A 20166-nucleotide genomic window follows, 5' to 3' on the forward strand; every position below is an offset into this window, starting at 1 on the left:
ACCGGCGGCTGCCTGTGTGGGAAGATCCGGTTCACCGTGAGCGGCGAGCCCGACTATCCCCACGTCTGCAGCTGCATCCACTGCCAGAAGCGGGCCGGTGGGCCGATCCAGTCGTGGGTCAGCTTCCCGCTGGAGGGGCTGTGCTGGACCGGCGAAGGCGGCGAGCCGACGTGGTTCGACACGTTCCCGGGTGAGACCAAGCGAGGGTTCTGCGCCGTCTGTGGCAGCTCGGTGGCTGCGTTCGACTACGGCGACACGCTCATCGGCATCAACCTCAGCGCGCTGGACGGTCAGGACGACCCCCGCCTCGTCCCGGTCAATCAGTCCTTCCGCGACGACGCGGTCTCCTGGCTGCCTCAGGTCCCCGACACCCAGCACCGCACCGTCAGCTGACGTCCGGGTGGTGGGCGCTGTCTGACAGCGCCCACCACCCGGCTGCGACCTGCTCACCGAGCGCAGCCAGCGAGGATTTCGACATGGTCGGGCAACCTCCACTCGACCGCCGAGGGTGGCCATCGATGTTGCGTTCAAGGTCAAAGCGGAGTGACATGAGTGAGAGATTCATGTTTGACTACCTCGCATGCGACCTGCGGAAGCGCGTCTGACGATCGATGTCGGCCGGGCTGGGGTAGTGGCGGTCGTCGCTAGCCCGGACGGCGGGTGGACGCCGCTGACGTTCGAGGGCGGGCCGGTGTTGTCGAGCGCGGTGGTGGTGGCCGAGGACGGGTCCTTCCTGACGGGGCAAGCGGCGTGGCGAGCCGCATCGGTGCCTCCCGGCCGGTTTATCGCGTCGCCTATCGCTTCTGGTGACCAGGTGACCGTCAGCGATGTTCAGGTGGACTCGGTCGACGTTCTGGCCACAGTGTTGCGTCGGGTGGCCGAGGAGGCGGCGCGGCTGGTGGGTGGGCCGGTGGGTGAGGTGCGGTTGGTGGTGCCGGCGGGGTGGGGGCCTCGGCGGCGGACGTGGATGCGTCATGCCGCGCATCGGGCGGGGTTGGGGCAGCCCACCCTGGTGGAGGCTCCGGTCGCTGTCGCCGAGCACCTGGTGGCGGCTGGTACGCAGGTGGTGGTGGGCGCGTTCGTCGTGGTCTGTGACCTCGGCGCTGGCGCGGAGGTGACGGTGCTGCGGCGGGGCCCGACCGGGTTCGAGGTCCTGGCCACCCTCGCTGATGCGGACGTCGGTGGCGATGCCGTCGACCGGGACTTGGTCGACGCGCTGGCCGGAAGCAGCGGTGACAGCGGGCTTGGCGCGGCTGGTGACGGCCGGTGGGTGGTGCTGGCGAGCGTGCGGGCGGCGAAGGAGTCGTTGTCGTGGCATCCGGCGGTGACGGTTCCCCTGCCGTCGGGTGCCGGCGTGGTGGTGAACGGGGTGATGCTGGAGCAGGTGGCGTTGCCGGTGGTGGAGCGGGCGGGGCGCCTGACCGCGGAGGCGATCGCGGCGGCGGACCTGCTGCCCGACGACATCTCGGGCGTCTACTGCGTGGGCGGCACGTCCCTGCTGCCGATGACCGCTGCTGTGATCGGTGAGGCGGCGAAGGTGACACCGGTGGTCGTGAACGACCCGGTGACCGCGGCCGTGCGGGGGGCCGCCGGTGTGGGCATGCCCGCCCCGCCCGCCGAGGTCGCGGATGCGGTGGCGGTGCCGTCGGTGCGGCGGGCGGCGGCGATGGTGGTGCCGGGTTTCGTGTCGCTGGGCTTGGTGGCGCAGTTTCTGTTCACGGCGGAGTGGAACGGCGCGCTCGTGTACAGGTGGGCGTTGTTGAACTGGGGTGAGCTTGCCCTGGCCGCCGTGCTTGCGGTCGTCGCGGCGCTGAACGCCGGCACGGTCCTCGGCGCGTTGTCCGCTGCTCGTACCCCGTCTGCCGAGGGCAGCCGGTCGCAGGGTGGGCAGGTCGGCACGGGGATTCTCGCGGCGGTGTCGCTGGGTGTCGCGGTCGCGGGCATGTACGCGATCGTGGGAAGCCTGTACCTCGGCCTCGATGTGGGTCCGTTCCTGCGGTGGACGCTGCTGCCGGTCGCGCCGATGTTGGTGTGCGCGCTGGTGGCGGCGGTGGTCGCGGCGCGGGGATGGCGGACCCCGGCAGGCGGCTGGGCGGAGTTCCTGGCGTTCCCGAACGGCTCGGCGGTGACGGCGGCGGCCGGCATGGTGCTGGTGCAGTACTCGTTGACCGCGGACCGGTGGCCGGACATGGTGCTGTGGATCGACCTGGCCGGCCGGGTCGGCGGCGCTTTGCTGGGTGTCGCGGTGGTGATGGCGGTGGTGGGGCCGCTGATGCTGCGGCTGGTCCTGGCCGCGCCGGTGGCGGTGATCAGCGCGGCGATCGTCAGCTGGCGGGCGTCGGGCATCCTCGGGGCCGTCTACGCCATCGCGGCGGCAGTGTGGTGGCTGCAGCGGCTGTGGACCCGCGTCGTGCGCGCCACCCCGCCAGCCTCGATGAGGGCGGCCGGGTGATTGCGGCCCTACCAGCGGCCCGGGTGAGGTGATCAGCGGTGCGGTGGCCGCGGCAGGTCGCGTCCGTGATGGTGGTCGTGTTGCTGGTGGTGCTGCCTCCGGTGCTGCTGGTGCGCCTCGCCGGTTGGCCGCTGCCCTCCCGGCCCAGCCTGGCACAGTTGCAGCGGTGGGTGGCGGAACCGATAACCGCCCAGACCGTGACGGCGGCACTCACGATCGGTGGATGGCTGCTGTGGCTGCTGGTGGTCGCGGCGGTCGTCCTGCGTGTGCTGGCCCGGGTGAAGGCGGTCGCCCGGTGGATGCGGCGGGTGCCGCTTCCGACGCCGTTGCAGGCCACGGCTACCGGGCTCGCCGGAGTCGCGGTTTTCGGCACGAACGCCGCAACCGCCGCCCCCGTAGCGGACCAGCCCACGGCTACCGCCCCAGCCGCTGGTGATTCCCGTGAGCCGCTGGACGAGCGGGCCCCGGACCGGCAGGCCGGGGTGGCGGGGGTGGTGGTGCCGGGTGGCTGGATGCCCCGGGAGACTGCCGAGCAGATAGCCGCCGCTGGGGCGTTGCTGTGGCTGCGGCGCCGCCGCTTCTACCGGCCCGCCGCACCCGGCCCGCAACCACGTGACCCCGACCTGGCACCACTTCCCGCCGTTGTCGCCGTCGCCCAGACGGCCGTCACCACCGATACCGACCAGCAGGGTGACCACACCGGCCAGGACACCCCCGCAGTAGGTAGGCAGGACGGCGATGAGCCGATTGTGGTGTTCCCTCCCGGCGGGGTGGGCCTGACCGGGCCGGGTGCGTCCGACGCTGCCCGAGGCATCCTGGTCACGTCCGCCCTTCAGGCGCTACGCGACCTGGCCTCGGCGATGCGGCTTGTCACCACCCGCGTCGACATCGACGCGCTCCTTGGCCCACACCCGCCGGTGTCCGCCGTGGCGGGAATCCACGTGGTGCCGACACTCGACGACGCCCTCGCCGTGGTGGCATCGCAAACCCCTCCTGTGCCCCCACACCCGGGCGAGGGCCAGAAGACGAGTCGCGGCAGGCTTTTGCTGCTCACCCACGCCCCGGTCAACGGCTCTCTCGTGGCGGCTACCGCCGACAGCGACGTCGCCTTGATCGTGGTCGGGGAGTATCCCGCCGGTGAGGCCTGGAGTGTGGATCCGTCCGGGCGTATCCGCAGCCCTCACAGCCCCGATGTCCGCCGCCGTATGTGTGTGCTGGACCGGGCGGCGGTCAGGGACATTCTCACGGTGATCAGCCCGCCCGAGGCCATCACCATCGGAGGTTCGCTCACCCAGCCGTCTCCGCCGCCGTTGCTGCCACATCCCCGAAGCCCCGCCCGAAACCCGAACCACCAGACCGGCAGCGACGCCCGACGATCGGACCCGTCGACGGTGCGGCTGCGGGTCCTGGGCGGTGTCAGCGTCTCCTTCCAGGACACGGCGGTGACGATCCGCCGTAGCGCCGCCCTGCAGGCCCTCGTCTTCCTCGCGGTCCACCCGGACGGCGTCACCGGACGGGACCTGGTCGAAGCGATCTGGCCGGGCCTGCCCGCCCACCGGGTCACCGGCCGTCTCTACACGACGATGAGCGACCTCCGTAAGGCGATACGCGACACCTGCGGTATGGCACTCATCGAGCATGCCGACGACCGCTACCGGCTCAGCCCCGACCTGGACGTCGACCTGTGGCGGCTGCACCACGCGGTACAGCAGGCCACGACCGCCCTCACCGACCGGCCGCAAGCCTGGCAGGCGGTCATCGACCAGTTCGACGGTGCCCTCGCCGACGGGTACGCCTGGCCGTGGCTTGACGCGCATCGTGAGGTCGTCCGCCGGCACGTCATCGATGCCCACGTCGCCCTGGCGGACGCGCAGCCCGATCGCCGCCAGGCGCTGGCGCTGCTGCAGGACGCGATCCGCGTCGACCCCTACAACGAGCACCTGCACCAACGAGCGGCACAAATCCTGGCAGCCCTCGGTGACCAAGTCGCGGCGAGCGACCTTCTCGACGCCTACGGCAAGCGGCTCGCCCACGCCGGGCTCACCGCCACCGATCTTCCTCCTGAGGCGGGGCGCGCAGTGCGGTGAACGGCTGACGGCAGCCATCCATCGCTGCCGAGGGCAGGTCCATCGACGCATCCGATGCCCGAACGCGTTGGCGTGACAGGCCGCTGAGCTGGGGTTGTAAGGCCGTGTGAGGTGCTGTAAGCCCGCCAACCGTGTCCTGGCGGCACCCTGCGGTCATACCGTCGATGGCACCGCACATTCCCCTGTCACCGGCGGAGCCGCACCCTCCCGCCGGACTGTTTCTCACACCCCTGTCGAAGGAGGCACCCTGTGGCGCGTCCGTCTGCTCTGGCCCGGGCCACGGCAGTGACCGTCCTCGTGACCGTGGTACCGGCCATCCTGATACGCGTCGGCGGCGACGCTGTCCCGCGTCCCTCGATGGCCCTGCTGCGGGCGTGGATTCACCAGCCCCTGACTCCCGGCTTCCTGGCCGTGGTCGTCCTGGTCGCGGCGTGGCTGGTGTGGGCGCTGCTGGCCACCGCCGTCGCGGTTCGCCTCTACGTCGCCGCCACCCGCCTTACGCGGTGGCTGCCGCCGATTCACCTGCCCCGGCCGCTGCAGGGCCTGACTGCGGCGGTCCTCGGGGCCTCCGCCATCACCACCAGTGGTGTGGCCGCGCACGCCGCGCCCGCACCGGCTACGGCGACGCTCCACGATCCCGCACCGGATGCCGCGCGCTCGGCATCCGACACCCGGGCGGGCGACCGTACGGTTGCCGATGGCAGCCCCACCCACAAGGTGCGGCGCGGCGAGTCACTGTCCACGATTGCGGCGCATCGCCTCGGCGACCGCGACCGCTGGGACGACATCTTCGCCCTCAACCGCGGCACCCGCTTTCCCACCGGCGGCACCCTCACCGACCCGGACCTGATCCGTCCCGGCTGGGTCCTCGACCTGCCCGCCAGCACCGCTACGCGGCCTGCGCCACCCCTAGCGAAGCCGCCCACGTCCGCGCCGCCGGCCACTCCCCACGACTCGGCCCCCGCCACTCCGCGCAGCGGCAACCCCGCCGGCGAGAACACGTCCGAGGCACCCTCGGCGCCACCAGCAACCTCCCCGACAACAGTGGTGACCAGCCCGACGGCCGGTTCGCCGGCCGCCCATCCGATGCCCGACCTGTCGTCTGCTCCGGCCCCACCCTGCGGTGTCCAGGTCGGTCGCAGCGGCTGGATCGACCTCGGCTTAGCGACCGCGGTGCTAGCGGCTGTCGCCCTGGTCTGGGCGCACCGCCGCCGCCGATACCACCCACGCCCGCCAACGCCACTGCTACGTCTGGACGATCCGAGCGTGGCACCGATGCCCCCGCTGGTCACCGGCATCCGCCGCGCGCTGCGCCACCTGGCCGCCGCAGCGACACCAACCACCCAGCCGGGCACGGACCCCAGCACACCCGGCAGCGAGCCCGACCGGACCGGCCTGCCCTCCGACATGCTTCACCCCGAGCAGACTCCGAGCCCGCTCACGCCCGCGTTGACCAACCACCTGGGCGACATGTGGCCCCCGTCCGGGCTGGGGGTCACCGGACCCGGAGCCGAGGCGGCAGCCCGAGGTTTCCTGGTCGCCGCGCTCGCCGCCGGCGGCACCGACGAACCCTACGAGCGCGCCCACGTCGTTATCTCTTCCACCGCCCTGTCCACGCTGCTGGCATCGGCCGCGACCGTGCCCGACACACCACGGCTGACGATCACCCACCGGCAGACCGACGCGGTGACGCTTCTGGAAGAGGAGATCCTGCACCGTGCCCGCTGGTGCGCCGATCACGACGTCGACACCGTCGCCGAGCTGCGCGACGCCGACGGCCTCGCCGCACCGCTGCCGCCGCTGCTGGTCATCGCCGACGTCGACGACGTTCCTGACGAGCGCGCCGTCTCCACGTTGCTCACCCAGGGGCAGCGTCTCGACATCCACGGCGTCCTACTCGGTGCCTGGCCGAACGGCGACACCGTTATCGTCGCCGACGACGGGACCACTCGCCCCGCTGACGGCAACGCCCACGGTGGTGGCCGCCACCTCGCCGACGTCGGCCGGCTCAACGTCATAGATCCGGACGACGCTGCCGACCTGCTCCGAGTCCTCGCCGAGTCCCACACCGGCGAATCCCCGCCGCCACCCGCCGACCCCTCGCCACCTGACAGCGACGATCACCAGGCTGACGACGGCGAGCCGGCACCTGCCGACGAGGCGAACCCCACCGACGACAAGCACCCCGACCTCGACGTGGACGACGCCTCGCCGCACCCGGCCCCTGCCAGCGACGGACCAGGACGCGTCGAGGTGCAGGTACTCGGGGACGCCCGGATCGTCGACATGGACACCACCCAGCCGCTGCGCGGCAAGTCCCTGGAACTGCTGGTCTACCTGGCCGCCCGAGGCGGCACCGCGAGTCAGGAGGCAATCCTGGAGGACCTGCTACCCGACGCCGCCACGAGCAAGGCACCCCACCGGCTGCACACCTACGTCTACAACCTGCGCCGCGTCCTCAAACGCACCGGCGGCTCCACCACGTACCTGTCCCACCCCGACCGGCGGTACATCCTGCACCGGGAGACGGTCGACGTGGACCTGTGGCGAATGAGCGATGCCCTCGACCAGGCCAACCGCGCCACCACCGCCGCCGACCGCATCGCCGCCCTACGCCGCGCCATCGACACCTACCAGGGACCCCTCGCTGGCGACAAGGGCTACGAATGGATCGAGCCCTACCGGGAGGCCGTTCAACGGCAGGCCGTCGACGCCACGCTCGCGCTGGCCGACGCCCTGCACGACCAGCCCCGCGAGGCACTCGCCGCGCTCACCACCGCCATCGGACACCACCCGTACGCCGAGGCGCTGTACCAGGCAGCAATGCGCGCCCACGCCACCCTCGGCGACGCCGCCGCGATCCGTGACCTGCACCGCCAACTCGCCCGCGCCCTCGACGAGATCGACACCGATGTCAGCGACGACACGGCCACCCTCGCGACCACCCTGATCAACCGACTACAGCGCGGCCCGCGCCTCGCCGAACAGGACGGGGCGGTCCGATGACCGGCACCTACACGGGTCGGACCCGCGCCACCGGCAGACCTTGGCAACCGCCCGGGCTCCTCGGCACGCCCCCAGCTCGACTCAGCCACCAGCCGGCCATAGGCCAGCTCGACGCCGAGTTGACGCACGCCGTACGGCGAGCCGCCCAGATGCGGGCCATCTTCTACGTCGTCGTGCTGCTCGTCGCGCTCACCGGGCAGGTCACCGGCGCCACCCAGAAACTCGACATCCCGCTACTCATCGCGATCCCCGCAGTGGGCGCCCTGGAACTGGGCGGCGTCGTGGTGATGGCCAACGCCGACGTGCGCCGCCGCCTCGGTGAAAGCGCGCTCGCCTCCCGGATGCTGTCCGCCGCCATCGCGGCCGGCGCGACAGCATTCAACTGGCTGGCCCACGACAACCACCTCCTCGGCGGGTTCTTCGCCGGCATGTCCGCCCTCGGATACCTGGTCTGGCTGACGCACGTCGAGAACGTCCGCCGGGACCGACTCCGGGCGATCGGAGCCCTACCGGCCACCACACCGTCCTACGAGCCGCTCGGCCACTGGCTGCGCCACCCACTGATCACCCGACGAGCCCGGTCCATGGCCAAAGCCGACCCAGGGCTCGGCCTCTACGGGTCACTCGACGCCGCGCGCACGGCCCTGCGCCGCGAACACCGCAACGCCGCGATCGCCAAGATCCTCCGCCGCAAGATCAGAACAGCGGTCGACCCCACCACCGCCACCATCGCCGTGCACGTCTACGACCTCGACCAGATCGCCGCCCGGCTGGCCGACACCGCCGACTACGACGGCCTCACCACCCTCATCGCCGCCGACCTGACCCCCGCACGGATCGCCAGCGGGCCCGAACGACGTCCGCGTCGGATCGTCAGCTGGTGTTCTTCACGGCTCGGGCGTCCCGGCACGGTGACCGAACCCCTGCCCAAGGACGATTCTCCTGTGGGCGGCCTCGTCGAGCCGGAACGACTGGCACCCGCCACCGAAGGGCGGCGACATCGACAGGTCGCCGGCGGTCCCGGATCCGACCTACCCGAGCCGCCGGCCGCAACGGCGACCGAGCATGTCGTTGACGACGCGGCCCCGAAGCCACCGCAGCGCGATCTGGCTCCAGACGGGGCGAAACGAACGGTGGACGGTGCGTCACCAGTCGGCCCTGAGGAGCCGAAAGCCTTCCGGGGCGACACTGACCACGATTGGGACGAAACGTCAACGCCAGCCAAAGCCGAGGAGCGGTCCGAGGGCCCGACCGACACCGTCGCCGCGGTCGCCTACTGGCTTAACGTCGACCCGCGGATGAGGTTGGACGAAATCGCCCGGCGGATCGGCCGATCGGAACGTACCGTCCGCCGTAACCTACCTCCGGGCTTCCGCCGGTCGAGCGTGCGTGACCGACCCTAGGTTCACGAGCGTTAGCGGGCAGGCGGTGCTGCCCTGAAGACTCAGGGCAGGCGTTGTTTCGGCCACGGAAACTACGGCGAGGCATGTCTGGGGTCTGACTCCTTCCCGGCGTCAGGCTTGGTGGGCGTGGGGCGAGTGATCCCGATGGTGCGGCGACTGTCCATGATGGTGCGGTGGCTCAAGTGTTCGGTCGTCGGCTGCGGCGTCCCTTACGGCTGGTCCTGCTCGGTGTCGCGGCGCTGGGCGCCGCCGTCGTGGTGTGGGTGTGGTGGCGGCCACCGGTCCTGCCGGAGCCGGGGTGGGGTGGCACCGAGCAGGTCAGCTGGGTCTTCAGCATGGTGCTGGGTGTGGCCGGCACCGTGGCGACGATGGTCGGCACCATGGCGACGGTGCGGGCCGCCCAGCCCCGGTCTGTTTTCGGTGACGCTGGGGTGGTTACGGATCTCGCGGCCCGCTTGGAACGGGACTGGGCTGGGGAGGCGGTACGGCGGGAGGTGACCCGGCCGGCGCCATTGCGGGTGTCCTGGTCGTCAACGGGTCGTCCGGCGGCCAGCCGCGAGGCGGTGACCGGTGACCGGTCGGACGGTGGCTGGCAGCGGTTCCCGCTCAGCGGACAGACCGACGTGCCGCTACCCGGGCAGCCTGGCGAAATCAACCGGCAAATCGTGAACGCCTTCCGGGGCCTGCCACGCCGGCAGTTGATGGTGCTTGGCGAGCCGGGTGCGGGCAAGAGCGTGTTCGCGATGCTGTTGACTCTCGGGTTGATCCGTACCCGGACCGAAGGGGAACCGGTGCCGGTGCTGTTGGCGATCAACGTGTGGGATCCAGCCGAGCCGGTGGACGTTTTCGTGGCCCGCCGCCTCGCCGAGGACTACGCCGACGTACTGGCCAGCTTCGGCGACCCGCAGTCGGTGGCCGAACGGCTGGTGGAGCATCGGCAGGTGATCCCGGTGCTGGATGGCCTGGATGAACTGCCCGCCCCGGCCATCGGCCCCGCGCTGCAAGCCCTGGACGCTCACGCCGCAGCGGGCCGACCTTTGGTGGTGACCTGCCGTATCGGCGAGTACGAGCGGGCGGTGACCCGCAGCGAGACCATCCTGACGACCGCGGCGGTGGTGGAACTCGAACCGGTCACCACCGACGCGGCGATCGAGTACCTGTCCTACCCGGAACAAGCCCGGCTCCGCTGGGAACCGGTATTCGCCCGCCTACGCCCCCGCCCCGACGGCGACGAGCCCCGCACGAACGTGCCGGCGGATCCCCTGGCGCAGGCGTTGTCCACGCCGCTGATGGTGGCTCTGGCCCGCACCGCCTACAAAGACCCCAGGACGGATCCGGCCGAGCTGCTCGAGTTGGCGACCCGACAGGCGATCACCGGCCGGTTGATGGACGCGTTCGTCACCGCCGCCTACACCCACCCACCCGGGCGGCGGAATGATCCAACCGGTCCGCGGTGGCGACGTGATGACCCGGCGCAGGCCCGCCGGTGGTTGACCTGTCTGGCCTACCACCTGTACCGGAGCGGTACCCGCGACTGGCACTGGTGGCAGATCGACCCCGGCCTGCTCGCGGCCCGCCCACGCCGGGTGTCGGTGATGACCACCGCCGTGGCGGTAGTGATGGGCGGGCTGTTCGCGGGACTGGTCGGTGCCAGCGCCGGGGTCAGCGGTATCTGGTCCGCTCTGACGGGAATCCTCGTCATGTCGACGGCGGCCAGCGGCTGGCTGCGGCCGATGTGGCCGCACGGCCACCCGCCCTATGTACGTGTGGCCTTCCAGACTCGGCGTCAGCGCCGCATCGAACAGGTCGCCCTTCCGTTGGGATACGGGGTCGTCGGTGGACTGTTGACTGGGCTGATCACCACCGGCTGGGAGGCCGCGCTACCGGCCGGACTGGTCTACGGGCTACTCACCGCCGTCCTGCCGTCCTGGCGACCGGCCCCACCAAGCCGCCGGGCCACCACGTCCCCGACTGACCTGGCCCACAACCGCCGTAACATCACCGCCACCGCGTTTCAACAGGCTCTGACCAGCGGCCCCGTGTTCACCCTCATAGGGGCGCTGGCCCATACCCCGACGCCCTTGGCTATCGGTATCACGGCCGCCGCGGTCTACGGCATCACCGCCGGGCTCGTAGCCGGCGGCTGGACCTGGACCCGGTTCCGTCTGACCCACACCCGTCTCGCACTGCAAGGCTGGCTGCCCTGGCGCCTGAAACCTCTCCTCGCCAGCGCCCACCACCACGGCGTCCTACGCCAAGCAGGCACGGTCTACCAATTCCGCCACGCCATCCTCCAAGACCACCTCGCCCACACCGCGCACGTCCAACACCTCCGACTTCAGGCCGACACCGGCGACGGGTACGCCGCCGGGCGGTTGGTCGACCTGCTTGTCGAGCAGGGCCGGGTTGACGAGCTGCGGGCTCGGGCCGATGCCGGCGACGAGTACGCCGCCCGGCGGTTGGCCGACCTGCTTATCGGGCAGGGCCGCGTTGATGAGGCGATCGGCATCCTGCGGGTTCGGGCCGATGCCGGCGACGTGCACGCCGCCCTGCGGTTGGTCGACCCGCTTGTCGGGCAGGGCCGCGTTGATGAGGCGATCGGCATCCTGCGGGTTCGGGCCGACGCCGGCGACGTGCACGCCGCCGGGCGGTTGGTCGACCTGCTTGTCGAGCAGGGCCGGGTTGACGAGCTGCGGGCTCGAGCCGATGCCGGCCACGGGTACGCCGCCCTGCGGTTGGCCGACCTGCTTATCGGGCAGGGCCGCGTTGATGAGGCGATCGGCATCCTGCGGGTTCGGGCCGACGCCGGCGACGTGCACGCCGCCGGGCGGTTGGTCGACCTGCTTGTCGAGCAGGGCCGGGTTGACGAGCTGCGGGCTCGAGCCGATGCCGGCCACGGGTACGCCGCCCTGCGGTTGGCCGACCTGCTTATCGGGCAGGGCCGCGTTGATGAGGCGATCGGCATCCTGCGGGTTCGGGCCGACGCCGGCGACGTGCACGCCGCCCGGCGGTTGGTCGACCTGCTTGTCGAGCAGGGCCGGGTTGACGAGCTGCGGGCTCGAGCCGATGCTGGCGACGAGTACGCCGCCCTGCGGTTGGCCGACCTGCTTATCGGGCAGGGCCGCGTTGATGAGGCGATCGGCATCCTGCGGGTTCGGGCCGACGCCGACGACGTGCACGCCGCCCTGCGGTTGGTCGACCTGCTTATCGGGCAGGGCCGCGTTGATGAGGCGATCAGCATCCTGCGGGCTCGGGCCAACGCCGGCGACAGGCACACCGCCGCGCGGTTGGCCGACCTACTTGTCGAGCAGGGCCACGTTGACGAGCTGCGGGCTCGGGCCGACACCGGCGACAGGCACGCCGCCCGACGGTTGGCCGACCTGCTCGCAGGGCAGGGCCGGGTTGACGAGCTGCGGGCTCGGGCCGATGCCGGCGACAGGCACGCCGCCCAGCGGTTGGCCAACCTGCTTGTCAAGCAGGGCCACGTCGATGAGGCGATCGGCATCCTGCGGGCTCGGGCCGACGCCGGCGACTGGCACACCGCCGCGCGGTTGGTCGACCTGCTCGCAGGGCAGGGCCGGGTTGACGAGCTGCGGGTTCGAGCCGACGCCGGTGACAGGCACGCCGCCCGGCGGTTGGTCGACCTGCTTGTCAAGCAGGGCCGGGTTGACGAGCTGCGGGCTCGGGCCGACGCCGGTGACAGGCACACCGCCGCGCGGTTGGTCGACCTGCTTGTCGAGCAGGGCCGGGTTGACGAGCTGCGGGCTCGAGCCAACGCCGGCGACGAGTACGCCGCCCGGCGGTTGGCCGACCTGCTTATCGGGCAGGGCCACGTTGATGAGGCGATCGGCATCCTGCGAGTTCGGGCTGACGCCGGCGACGTGCACGCCGCCCGGCGGTTGGCCGACCTGCTTGTCAAGCAGGGCCACGTCGATGAGGCGATCGGCATCCTGCGGGCTCGGGCCAACGCCGGCGACGAGTACGCCGCCCGGCGGTTGGTCGACCTGCTTGTCGAGCAGGGCCGGGTTGACGAGCTGCGGGCTCGAGCCAACGCTGGCGACAGGCACACCGCCGAGCGGTTGGCCAACCTGCTTGTCGAGCAGGGCCACGTCGATGAGGCGATCGGCATCCTGCGAGTTCGGGCCAACGCTGGCGACTGGCACGCCGCCGAGCGGTTGGTCGACCTGCTTATCGGGCAGGGCCACGTTGATGAGGCGATCGGCATCCTGCGAGTTCGGGCCAACGCCGGCGACGGGCACGCCGCCCGGCGGTTGGTCGACCTGCTTATCGAGCAGGGCCAGGTTGACGAGCTGCGGGCTCGAGCCAACGCCGGCGACAGGCACACCGCCGAGCGGTTGGCCAACCTGCTTGTCGAGCAGGGCCACGTTGATGAGGCGATCGGCATCCTGCGAGTTCGGGCCAACGCCGGCGACGAGTACGCCGCCGGGCGGTTGGTCGACCTGATTGTCGAGCAGGGCCGGGTTGACGAGCTGCGGGCTCGGGCCGACACCGGCGACAGGCACGCCGCCAGGCGGTTGGCCGACCTGCTCGCAGGGCAGGGCAGCCCATCGTCGGAAGCTGTCTCGGAAACGACTAATAACAGTACGATTGATCAAAACCAGAGTTGATGAACGTTTCCGCAGATTGCCAAGAGCGACCGGGCCCGAAACCCGTCTCAGGAGCCCACCCCGTGCCCCGACCTCGCGCACTACCTCGCCTGGCTGGCCGCGTTCGGACGGGACTCGCCGCAGGTCAGTCGCCCCGACGTCGACGTCTACCTCACCACGCTGCGACCAGACACCTCCCCCGAGTCGGCCGCGCCGTAGTTACCGGGCCGAAACAACGCCCGCCCTCCCTGGTCGCGGCACCGAATGAACGCCCGGGAACTTGGATTTCCATCACGCCTTACAGCGCTGGAGTTGTTTTCGGTCCGGAAACTACCAGTCGGGCGGGCCTATCGGTCAATGCCCATGATGTGGTTGGCGCGGGCGAAGAACTCGTCCTGCGCTGCGCCGTCGGCGTCGAGGGTGACATGGTGTTGGGCGTAGTCGCTGCCCTCTGGGCGACTGCTCGGGTCGAACGGCGTCGAACTCTCGTGGCGGGCGGTCCACTCCCGGTGCCACTCGCCGAGCGCGACCAGACGACGACGGCGTTCGGGATTCATGGCGCCCACAGTGCTGTCACCCCGTTCTAAGCGGATCCCAACAACGTAGCCTTGCCGATCCACACGCCGGCCTCTGCAGTGGGGTGTGCGAGGCCGCCTGGGGAGGCACGGAGCTCGCCGGCGCCAGCATCGCCGGATGGGCGCTGCGCTGTAGGCCGGGACTCCACGGGGGCGGGCCGGCCGGCACCGCCCGGACCGCGAGTGGCGGTGCTGGCAGTGCCGATCCCGGCGTCGGTTCAGTTGTTGCGTAGGGCGGTGGCGGCGGCGCGGGCGATGAGCCGTCCTGCATCGGCGGGGTTGCCGAGGACGGTGGCGTGGGCGCCCTTGAGTGGACGGGCGTCGGGTGGGCCGAGCCAGAGTAGTCCGCAGCCGGCGCGGACGAGCCGGTCCAGACGTTTCTGGCCGTCGGTGATCTCGGCGGCGGTGAATTCGCCGTCGCTGACGACAACGAGCAGCCGCGCGCCGCCGCGCGGGTCGGCCAGGCTGAGGGCGGCGTCGAGGGCGTCGACCGCGAGGGGGAATCCCTGCGTGTTGTTCTCCCTGCCGAACAGGCGGACCTTCTCGGGTGGTTGGCCGGGGCGGGTCACGGCGGTGACGTACTGGCCGAAGGTGACGGTGGCGCTGGTGCCGCCGGCCCAGGCGGTGGCCTGCGCGGTGATCCACGCCGCCGAGGCGATCGGCCTGGCGAACGTTTCCACCGAGGGGGAGACGTCGGCGACGATCCCGACGTGGATCGGTGGCTGCGGCACGCGGCGGCGTTCGCTACGCCGCCACGGTTCGGAGGTGGGGATCTGCCCGGCGGCGCGCTGTGCGTCGGCGGCGAGCGCGGCGCGGGTGACGAGCCGGCCGGGCGGTGTCACCGAGGTGATGACTGCGTCGGTCGGTTCCCGGTAGGCGGCTTCCCGCAGTGCGCGGGCGAGCTGCCGCGCGGCGGCCCGCTCGTCGTCGTCGGGCTGCCGGCTCCGGTGCGGGGGAGGTTGCTTGCGTACCAGCGGTGACCCCTTGGTGCTCGCGCCACCTCCGCCGCCCGCGCCTGAGTCGCTCCCGAACACCGCGCCGGCCGCGTCCTGGGACCGTTTCTGCTGGTCGGCCTCGGCCTGGCGCTGCTGGGCCCGCTGTTCGGCGCGGGCGGCGGCAGCCGCAGCGGCCTGGGCGGCTTCGGCGTCGTGGACTGCCACGGCGCCGACGACGGAGCCAGCCGCCTTGCGCAGCACACCTCTGCCAGCGGGACTGCCGCCTGTGCCCTGCCCTGCCTGTCCCGTGCTGCCCTGCCCGGCCTGGGCAGGCCCCGGTGCGGGCAGCGCGGCGTCGGGGTCCACGCCCAGCGCGTCGCACCAGCGTCGACCGAGGGCGAGCATGGCCTCAGTGTCGTCGTCGGGCGCCTGATGCGCGTCGCGCCAGATCCGGGTGAGGGTGCCGAGCAGGGCGGGGCGCAGGATCCGGACGACAGCCCTGCGTAGCTGTTCGGCCTCGTCGGGGTCGATGACACCGGCGTCGACCCGGCCGAGGACGAGGGCGGCGCTGGCGGCGGCGGCCCACGCGTCGTCGGTGGTCGGGATGTCGTCGAGCAGGATCCTGGTGACGGCGGCGCGTAGCCAGCGGCGGTCGCCGGGCCTGCGGCTCAGCTGGGCGGCCTCGATGCGGGACTCCTCCAGCAGGGCGGCGGCCTCGGCCACCCGGGCGGGTCCGGACCCGAACTCCCAGCGGGTGTGCTGGGAGTGCGCGGCCTCGTGGACCAGCAGCCCCCACGCCACGGGGTACTTCTCTCGAGCATCCGGGTCGTGCGGGTCGACCGTGCGGGGGTCGACGCCGAGCTACGTGCCGTCGATTTCGATGGTGGCGCGTTCGCGGATGAAGCAGGCGGGTGCGCCGCCGCCGGCACCGGGTTCGATGACGACGAGCAGGTCCTCCCGGCCGGCGATCGGTGGGATGTGCGCGCTGAGCGCAGCTGACATGCGGAGCCAGGCGTGGTCTGCCGGCAGCGGGGTGGAGGCGGCGTCGGGGTCAGCGTTGAGGTGTTTCGACAGCGACATGGTGCTGCCCTCCTTTCCGGGGTTACAGCTGGTTGCCGAGGGCGAGCGGCAGGATCTTGGCCAGGCCGAAGGCTTGGCAGACGGCTTTGTGCACGACCTCGCGGTCCTCGACCGGGGCGAGGCCGATGAGGTTGGCCATGGCGGTGTCGACGCCGAGCACGTCGGCGATCCGCTTGAAGGCGAGCAGTTCCCGCAGTTGTGGCGCCCAGCCGATCTCGCCGCTGTCGTACTGGGTGGCGAGGTTGCGGGCGGCGCGCACCATCCGGGAGTCGACGCCGAGCGCGGCGGCCAGGTCGTAGTCGGAGGAAACCTTGACCTGGGTGGAAAACCTGGAGGCGAGGGCCTCGGTCAGCACGGCGCCGTGCACGCCCGGGTTGTGGCCGGCGACGACGTAGAAGCCGGGGGAGGCGGTGACAACCCTGCCAGCGGCGGCCTTGAGGATGATCTGCCGGCGGCCGTCCATGGCCGGGTAGACCACGGCGAGGACCTTCGGCTGGATCAGGGTGGCGTCGTCGATGAACAGCACTCCGCCGGCTTCCATCGCCCGCGGCAGCGGACCGGGCACGAACTCGTAGCCGCCGGCGTCGGTGGGCACGTAGTCCCCGACGATGTCCCCGACGGTGGTGTCGCCGTCGCCGGGCACCGTGTGCAGGTCGGCGCCGAACGCGGCCTCGATCAGCGAGGTCTTGCCGGTCCCCGGTGGCCCGTACAGCAGCACGGGCACGTCGGCGTCGCGCAGGTCGCGCAGCACGTCGACGTCGGGGCGTTTGGCCAGCAGCCGCGGGTAGTACAGCTGCCCGTTCGGGCGCCGCACCGGCCCGGTGGTCGGCTTACCCGGCGCGGGCGGCGTGGGGGTGGGGGTGCCCGGTCGCGGGGTCGACACAGCCGGGCGGGTGGTCGACGCCGACGCCGGCCGTGGGGCGGGGTTCGCCGGACGGGTGGCGGGCGCGGGTCGGGTGGCGGGCGGTGGCGCAGGCGGTAGCGGCGTCGGGTTGGCCCGGTGTTCGGCTGTTCCCGCCTGGGTGATGCGGTACTGCTTGGGCGAGCCGGGCAGGAGTTCGGCGTGGCCGCGCTCGGCGAGCCGGTCGCAGGCCTGACCGATCGCGCCGGAGGACCGACCGACCAGGATCGCGGCGATGTCGCCGACGTCCATGGCGACTCCGGCGCTGGACAGTACGGCGAGGACCTGGTTCTGCAGCTCGCCGGCGCGTAACCTCGGCAGCCCGCTGACCGCGTTGATCCCGCTGCTGGGCGTGGAGCCGCTGGGCGTGGCGGGCGTGCCCGCTGTTGGTGTCGTCATCGCCGGTCCCCTGACGCCGCCGGTTGGTGCGGCGGGGACACGACTACCGCCACCCGGTTGGGTGTTCAAGTCGCGGCCGGGGCTGGTGTGCTCTGGTGCGGGTTGAGGGTGCACGCGTGGTTCCTCCTGACAACGGGCAGGAGGTGGCCACGCCTCCGGCGCGGCCACCTCCCGATTGGGAATGGGTTGGTGCCGCGCCGAACCGCCCGGGGGAGGACGGGGCGGGCAACCGGTGGCGGTCGCCGGAAACGGGCGTCGGTCAGCTACGGATGACGCCGCGTAAACAGGTGGAGCGAGTGCCGCTCGCGTCGCGCGTCGAGGAGCCTGTGCGCGGAGCGGGTCAGGTGGTTGCGACTGGTGGGCGTGGTGGGGTCGATCGCGGCTTTACGTGGTCTGCCACACCCAGCGGCTGCCGGTGCCGTTGACGCCGTCACGCGTGCCGCGCGATACGACCTCACCACGCTCGTCGATGACCTCGACGCGCCAGACCACCGACAGGCTGCGGTACTCGCGCTGCACGTGCTGTTTCACTGCGGTGAGGCTGGGGAACCGGGTTCCGACACCGGGCGGGACCTCGGTGATCGGGTGAGATGTCGGGTTGCCCTCCAGGTAGCGGTGCCCTCGTATCGACACCGCGAGGATCCTGAACATGTCATCTCTCCAGGAGCTTGAGGCTTACTTTCCAAAGGGGTGCGCGCCACGCGGCCCTCGACCTGCTGCGGGAGTGCGGCCGCGGGTGCGCCGATCCTGGTCGCTAATCCGGCCACTCCTCCCACATCCAGGTGCCGGCGCCGACGGCGAACATGTCGTCGTCGTCCGGTGCGATGACCTCCCGAACGCCCTCGCCGTGCAGAAGGAGCACGTCGCCGCTGACGAATAGCTGTCCCGGCATGGAGTCGGGCTGCGCGCCATCGTGGCGCCACTGCTCGTCCACGTCAGCCGTCAGCCGCGCGACCACATCGCGAGTGAAGCGGGGCCTGGCCCAACCGTTCCAGTGCTGTGGCCCGACCTGGCAGGGGTAGGGCCCGCCGCTGGCGTTGGCGATGCGGACCACAGCGGGACGCCAGGATGAGGAGTCGGCGGCGCGCGTGCCGTCCGGGGTGAGCTGCCGCGCGGCACCGGCGGTGACCGCGGCGGCCAGGAGCGCGGCGATCGCCCGCCAGGCGCGCTCGATCGCCGTGACGGTGTCGGCGACGACGCCGCCGAGGTAGTCCGGGTCCTGGCTGATCGTGTACCGCAGGGCGGCATCGGCGGTACCGCTGACGTGCTCGATCAGGACCGCGCACAGCCGGGCGGACTGCGTGTCGGTCGCAGCGACGCGCGGGTCGGCCAGGAGGGAGGTTTCGTCGAGGTCGTAGCCGAACTGCGTGGCGACCCGCACGAGCGGGCTTCGCGACGGAGGCATGGAGTTCTCCAACAGAGATCGGCGGTGCCCACGAGGACGGGCCCACGGCGCTGGAGGCCGCGGGCAGCCCGTCCTCGGGGCGCCAGGTGGACGAGAGGGGCGAGCCAGGAGACCTGGGGGCGTCGCGGTGCCGGCTTGCCAACGTGGTGCCACCGCCGTTGGCCGCGAGGGCGACCGACAGCGGGGGCGGGGACGCTCGTCATCCGGTTGACGCGCCGCAGGACGGGGTCAGTCGGAGACCGGGGTGTGGTTGATGCGGCTCGGGTTGACGACGGTGCAAAAGCTGCGGTGGACTCCCCGCCGGTAGCGGCCGTTGTCGCCGCCGAGCTGGACGAGGGAAACCTTGTCGCCGGTGACGCGCAGCACGACATGGAGCTGCCCGGCGGGCTCGTGCCAGCCGGGTCCGGCGACCATGACGACGCTGCCCGGCCAGAGGATGGTGGGGGTGGCCTCGGGGGTGGGCGGCGTGCTGTCCTGCTGGCTGGCCGCAGTGATGGTGTTGTCGGGTGCTGGCTGGAACATGTCCTTGGGGGCCCGGATGGGGCGCCCGCCGGTCACGGGCGCGGCGATGAGGTTGACACGGTGCACTTCACGCACGCGATAGACGACGGTCTCCTCGCCCGGCCGGGCGAAGGCCGGGTCGATGACGACGAGATCGTCCGTGGTGAACGTGTGGCTGGGCATGGAAAACGACGCTCCTGACTGGATCTTCGTCGGACATGACAAAGCCCCACGCGGGGCGCGTGGGGCGGATCGATGGCTGTGTCGACGGCGGCGCTTCTGTTTGGTGTTGTCGGGCCGCAGAACGAATCGTGGGAGGCAGATGCCTGGCGCCGTGTGTTCGGCTACGGGTGTGTGAGCAGCGGCTGGACGTGCCAGGGGTAGGCGTACCCGCAGTCCCACGGGAACCGGCCATGCTGGTCCGGCCACACGATCTGCTGCAGGTACACGCGATCCTTGCCGTACCGGGCGTAGGCCGCGCCGGGGTGCAGCGCCTCGGTGGCTGGCCCCTCGACGATCACCGCGTCGTAGCCGACGAGCAGGTCGTCGACGCGTTGACCGTGGGTGAGCGGCTGCGTCCCGCTGTACACACGGCGGGCCATGTCGTTGAGCAGTTCGTGCGCGATGAGGGGGTCCAGTCCGGCGATGACCAGCTCGGGGAGGTCACGCTCGGTCAGGCCGACGGTGTAGGCGAACGGGCTGTCGGTCTCACCGCGATCCGGCACGACGGCAGTCACCGCCCAGCCGATGGTGTCGATGTGCTCCTGCTGCCGTCGGAAGAACTCGTCGAGGGATGGCATGTTCGTTCTCCTTCT

General features: G+C 71.6%; 13 protein-coding genes and 1 pseudogene. 6 read left to right on the top strand and 8 right to left on the bottom strand.

The annotated features are described in order from the left end of the window. Positions 1-9: 9 nt before the first annotated feature. From GA0074692_RS36850 to GA0074692_RS04230, 6 genes and pseudogenes are all read left to right on the top strand, one after another. Positions 10-393: pseudogene (locus tag GA0074692_RS36850) on the top strand (GFA family protein); the annotation flags it as partial. Positions 394-814: 421 nt separating this feature from the next. Next, positions 815-2452, top strand: a complete 1638-nt coding sequence (locus tag GA0074692_RS04210; RefSeq protein ID WP_245730133.1) for an Hsp70 family protein — start codon at positions 815-817, stop codon at positions 2450-2452. Between the two features lie 38 nt (positions 2453-2490). After that, entirely contained in the window at positions 2491-4539 is a 2049-nt protein-coding gene (locus GA0074692_RS04215) for an AfsR/SARP family transcriptional regulator (protein ID WP_091639523.1), read from the top strand. Positions 4540-4788: 249 nt separating this feature from the next. Further along, positions 4789-7545 (top strand): AfsR/SARP family transcriptional regulator, encoded by a 2757-nt coding sequence (locus tag GA0074692_RS04220; RefSeq protein WP_245730135.1) that lies wholly within the window; start codon positions 4789-4791, stop codon positions 7543-7545. After that, positions 7542-8948, top strand: a complete 1407-nt coding sequence (locus tag GA0074692_RS04225) for a hypothetical protein (protein ID WP_141725146.1) — start codon at positions 7542-7544, stop codon at positions 8946-8948. The genes GA0074692_RS04220 and GA0074692_RS04225 overlap by 4 nt, the downstream gene beginning before the upstream one ends. A 173-nt stretch (positions 8949-9121) precedes the next feature. Then, positions 9122-13576 (top strand): tetratricopeptide repeat protein, encoded by a 4455-nt coding sequence (locus GA0074692_RS04230; protein WP_141725147.1) that lies wholly within the window; start codon positions 9122-9124, stop codon positions 13574-13576. Positions 13577-13902: 326 nt separating this feature from the next. On the opposite strand, the gene GA0074692_RS04235 is transcribed toward GA0074692_RS04230, so the two are convergent. The 8 genes from GA0074692_RS04235 to GA0074692_RS04265 form a co-directional block, all read right to left on the bottom strand. Next, a complete protein-coding gene (locus GA0074692_RS04235) occupies positions 13903-14112 on the bottom strand; it encodes a hypothetical protein (RefSeq protein WP_091639531.1) in 210 nt (69 codons plus the stop codon). A gap of 236 nt (positions 14113-14348) precedes the next feature. After that, positions 14349-15866, bottom strand: coding sequence for a VWA domain-containing protein (locus GA0074692_RS04240; protein WP_245730137.1), 1518 nt, complete (start codon positions 15864-15866; stop codon positions 14349-14351). Positions 15867-15926: 60 nt separating this feature from the next. Next, positions 15927-16145 carry a hypothetical protein gene (locus GA0074692_RS35650; RefSeq protein WP_245730138.1) on the bottom strand — a complete coding sequence of 73 codons (219 nt, stop codon included), beginning with the start codon at positions 16143-16145 and terminating at the stop codon, positions 15927-15929. A gap of 22 nt (positions 16146-16167) precedes the next feature. Continuing rightward, positions 16168-17445 (bottom strand): AAA family ATPase, encoded by a 1278-nt coding sequence (locus GA0074692_RS35655; RefSeq protein ID WP_245730140.1) that lies wholly within the window; start codon positions 17443-17445, stop codon positions 16168-16170. A gap of 384 nt (positions 17446-17829) precedes the next feature. Further along, on the bottom strand, positions 17830-18096 hold the full coding sequence (locus tag GA0074692_RS04250) for a hypothetical protein (protein WP_091639533.1): 267 nt from the start codon (positions 18094-18096) through the stop codon (positions 17830-17832). 103 nt (positions 18097-18199) lie between these two features. Beyond that, positions 18200-18850: a hypothetical protein gene (locus GA0074692_RS34520; protein ID WP_176738224.1), complete on the bottom strand. Its 651-nt coding sequence runs from the start codon at positions 18848-18850 to the stop codon at positions 18200-18202. A 228-nt stretch (positions 18851-19078) separates the two neighbouring features. Beyond that, positions 19079-19534 (bottom strand): hypothetical protein, encoded by a 456-nt coding sequence (locus tag GA0074692_RS04260; RefSeq protein ID WP_091639539.1) that lies wholly within the window; start codon positions 19532-19534, stop codon positions 19079-19081. A gap of 161 nt (positions 19535-19695) precedes the next feature. After that, the gene (locus GA0074692_RS04265) at positions 19696-20151 is read right to left on the bottom strand and encodes a DUF4262 domain-containing protein (protein ID WP_091639542.1); all 456 of its coding nucleotides are present in this window, start codon (positions 20149-20151) and stop codon (positions 19696-19698) included. Positions 20152-20166: the final 15 nt, after the last annotated feature.

Source organism: Micromonospora pallida, from assembly GCF_900090325.1.
Taxonomy (GTDB): domain Bacteria; phylum Actinomycetota; class Actinomycetes; order Mycobacteriales; family Micromonosporaceae; genus Micromonospora; species Micromonospora pallida.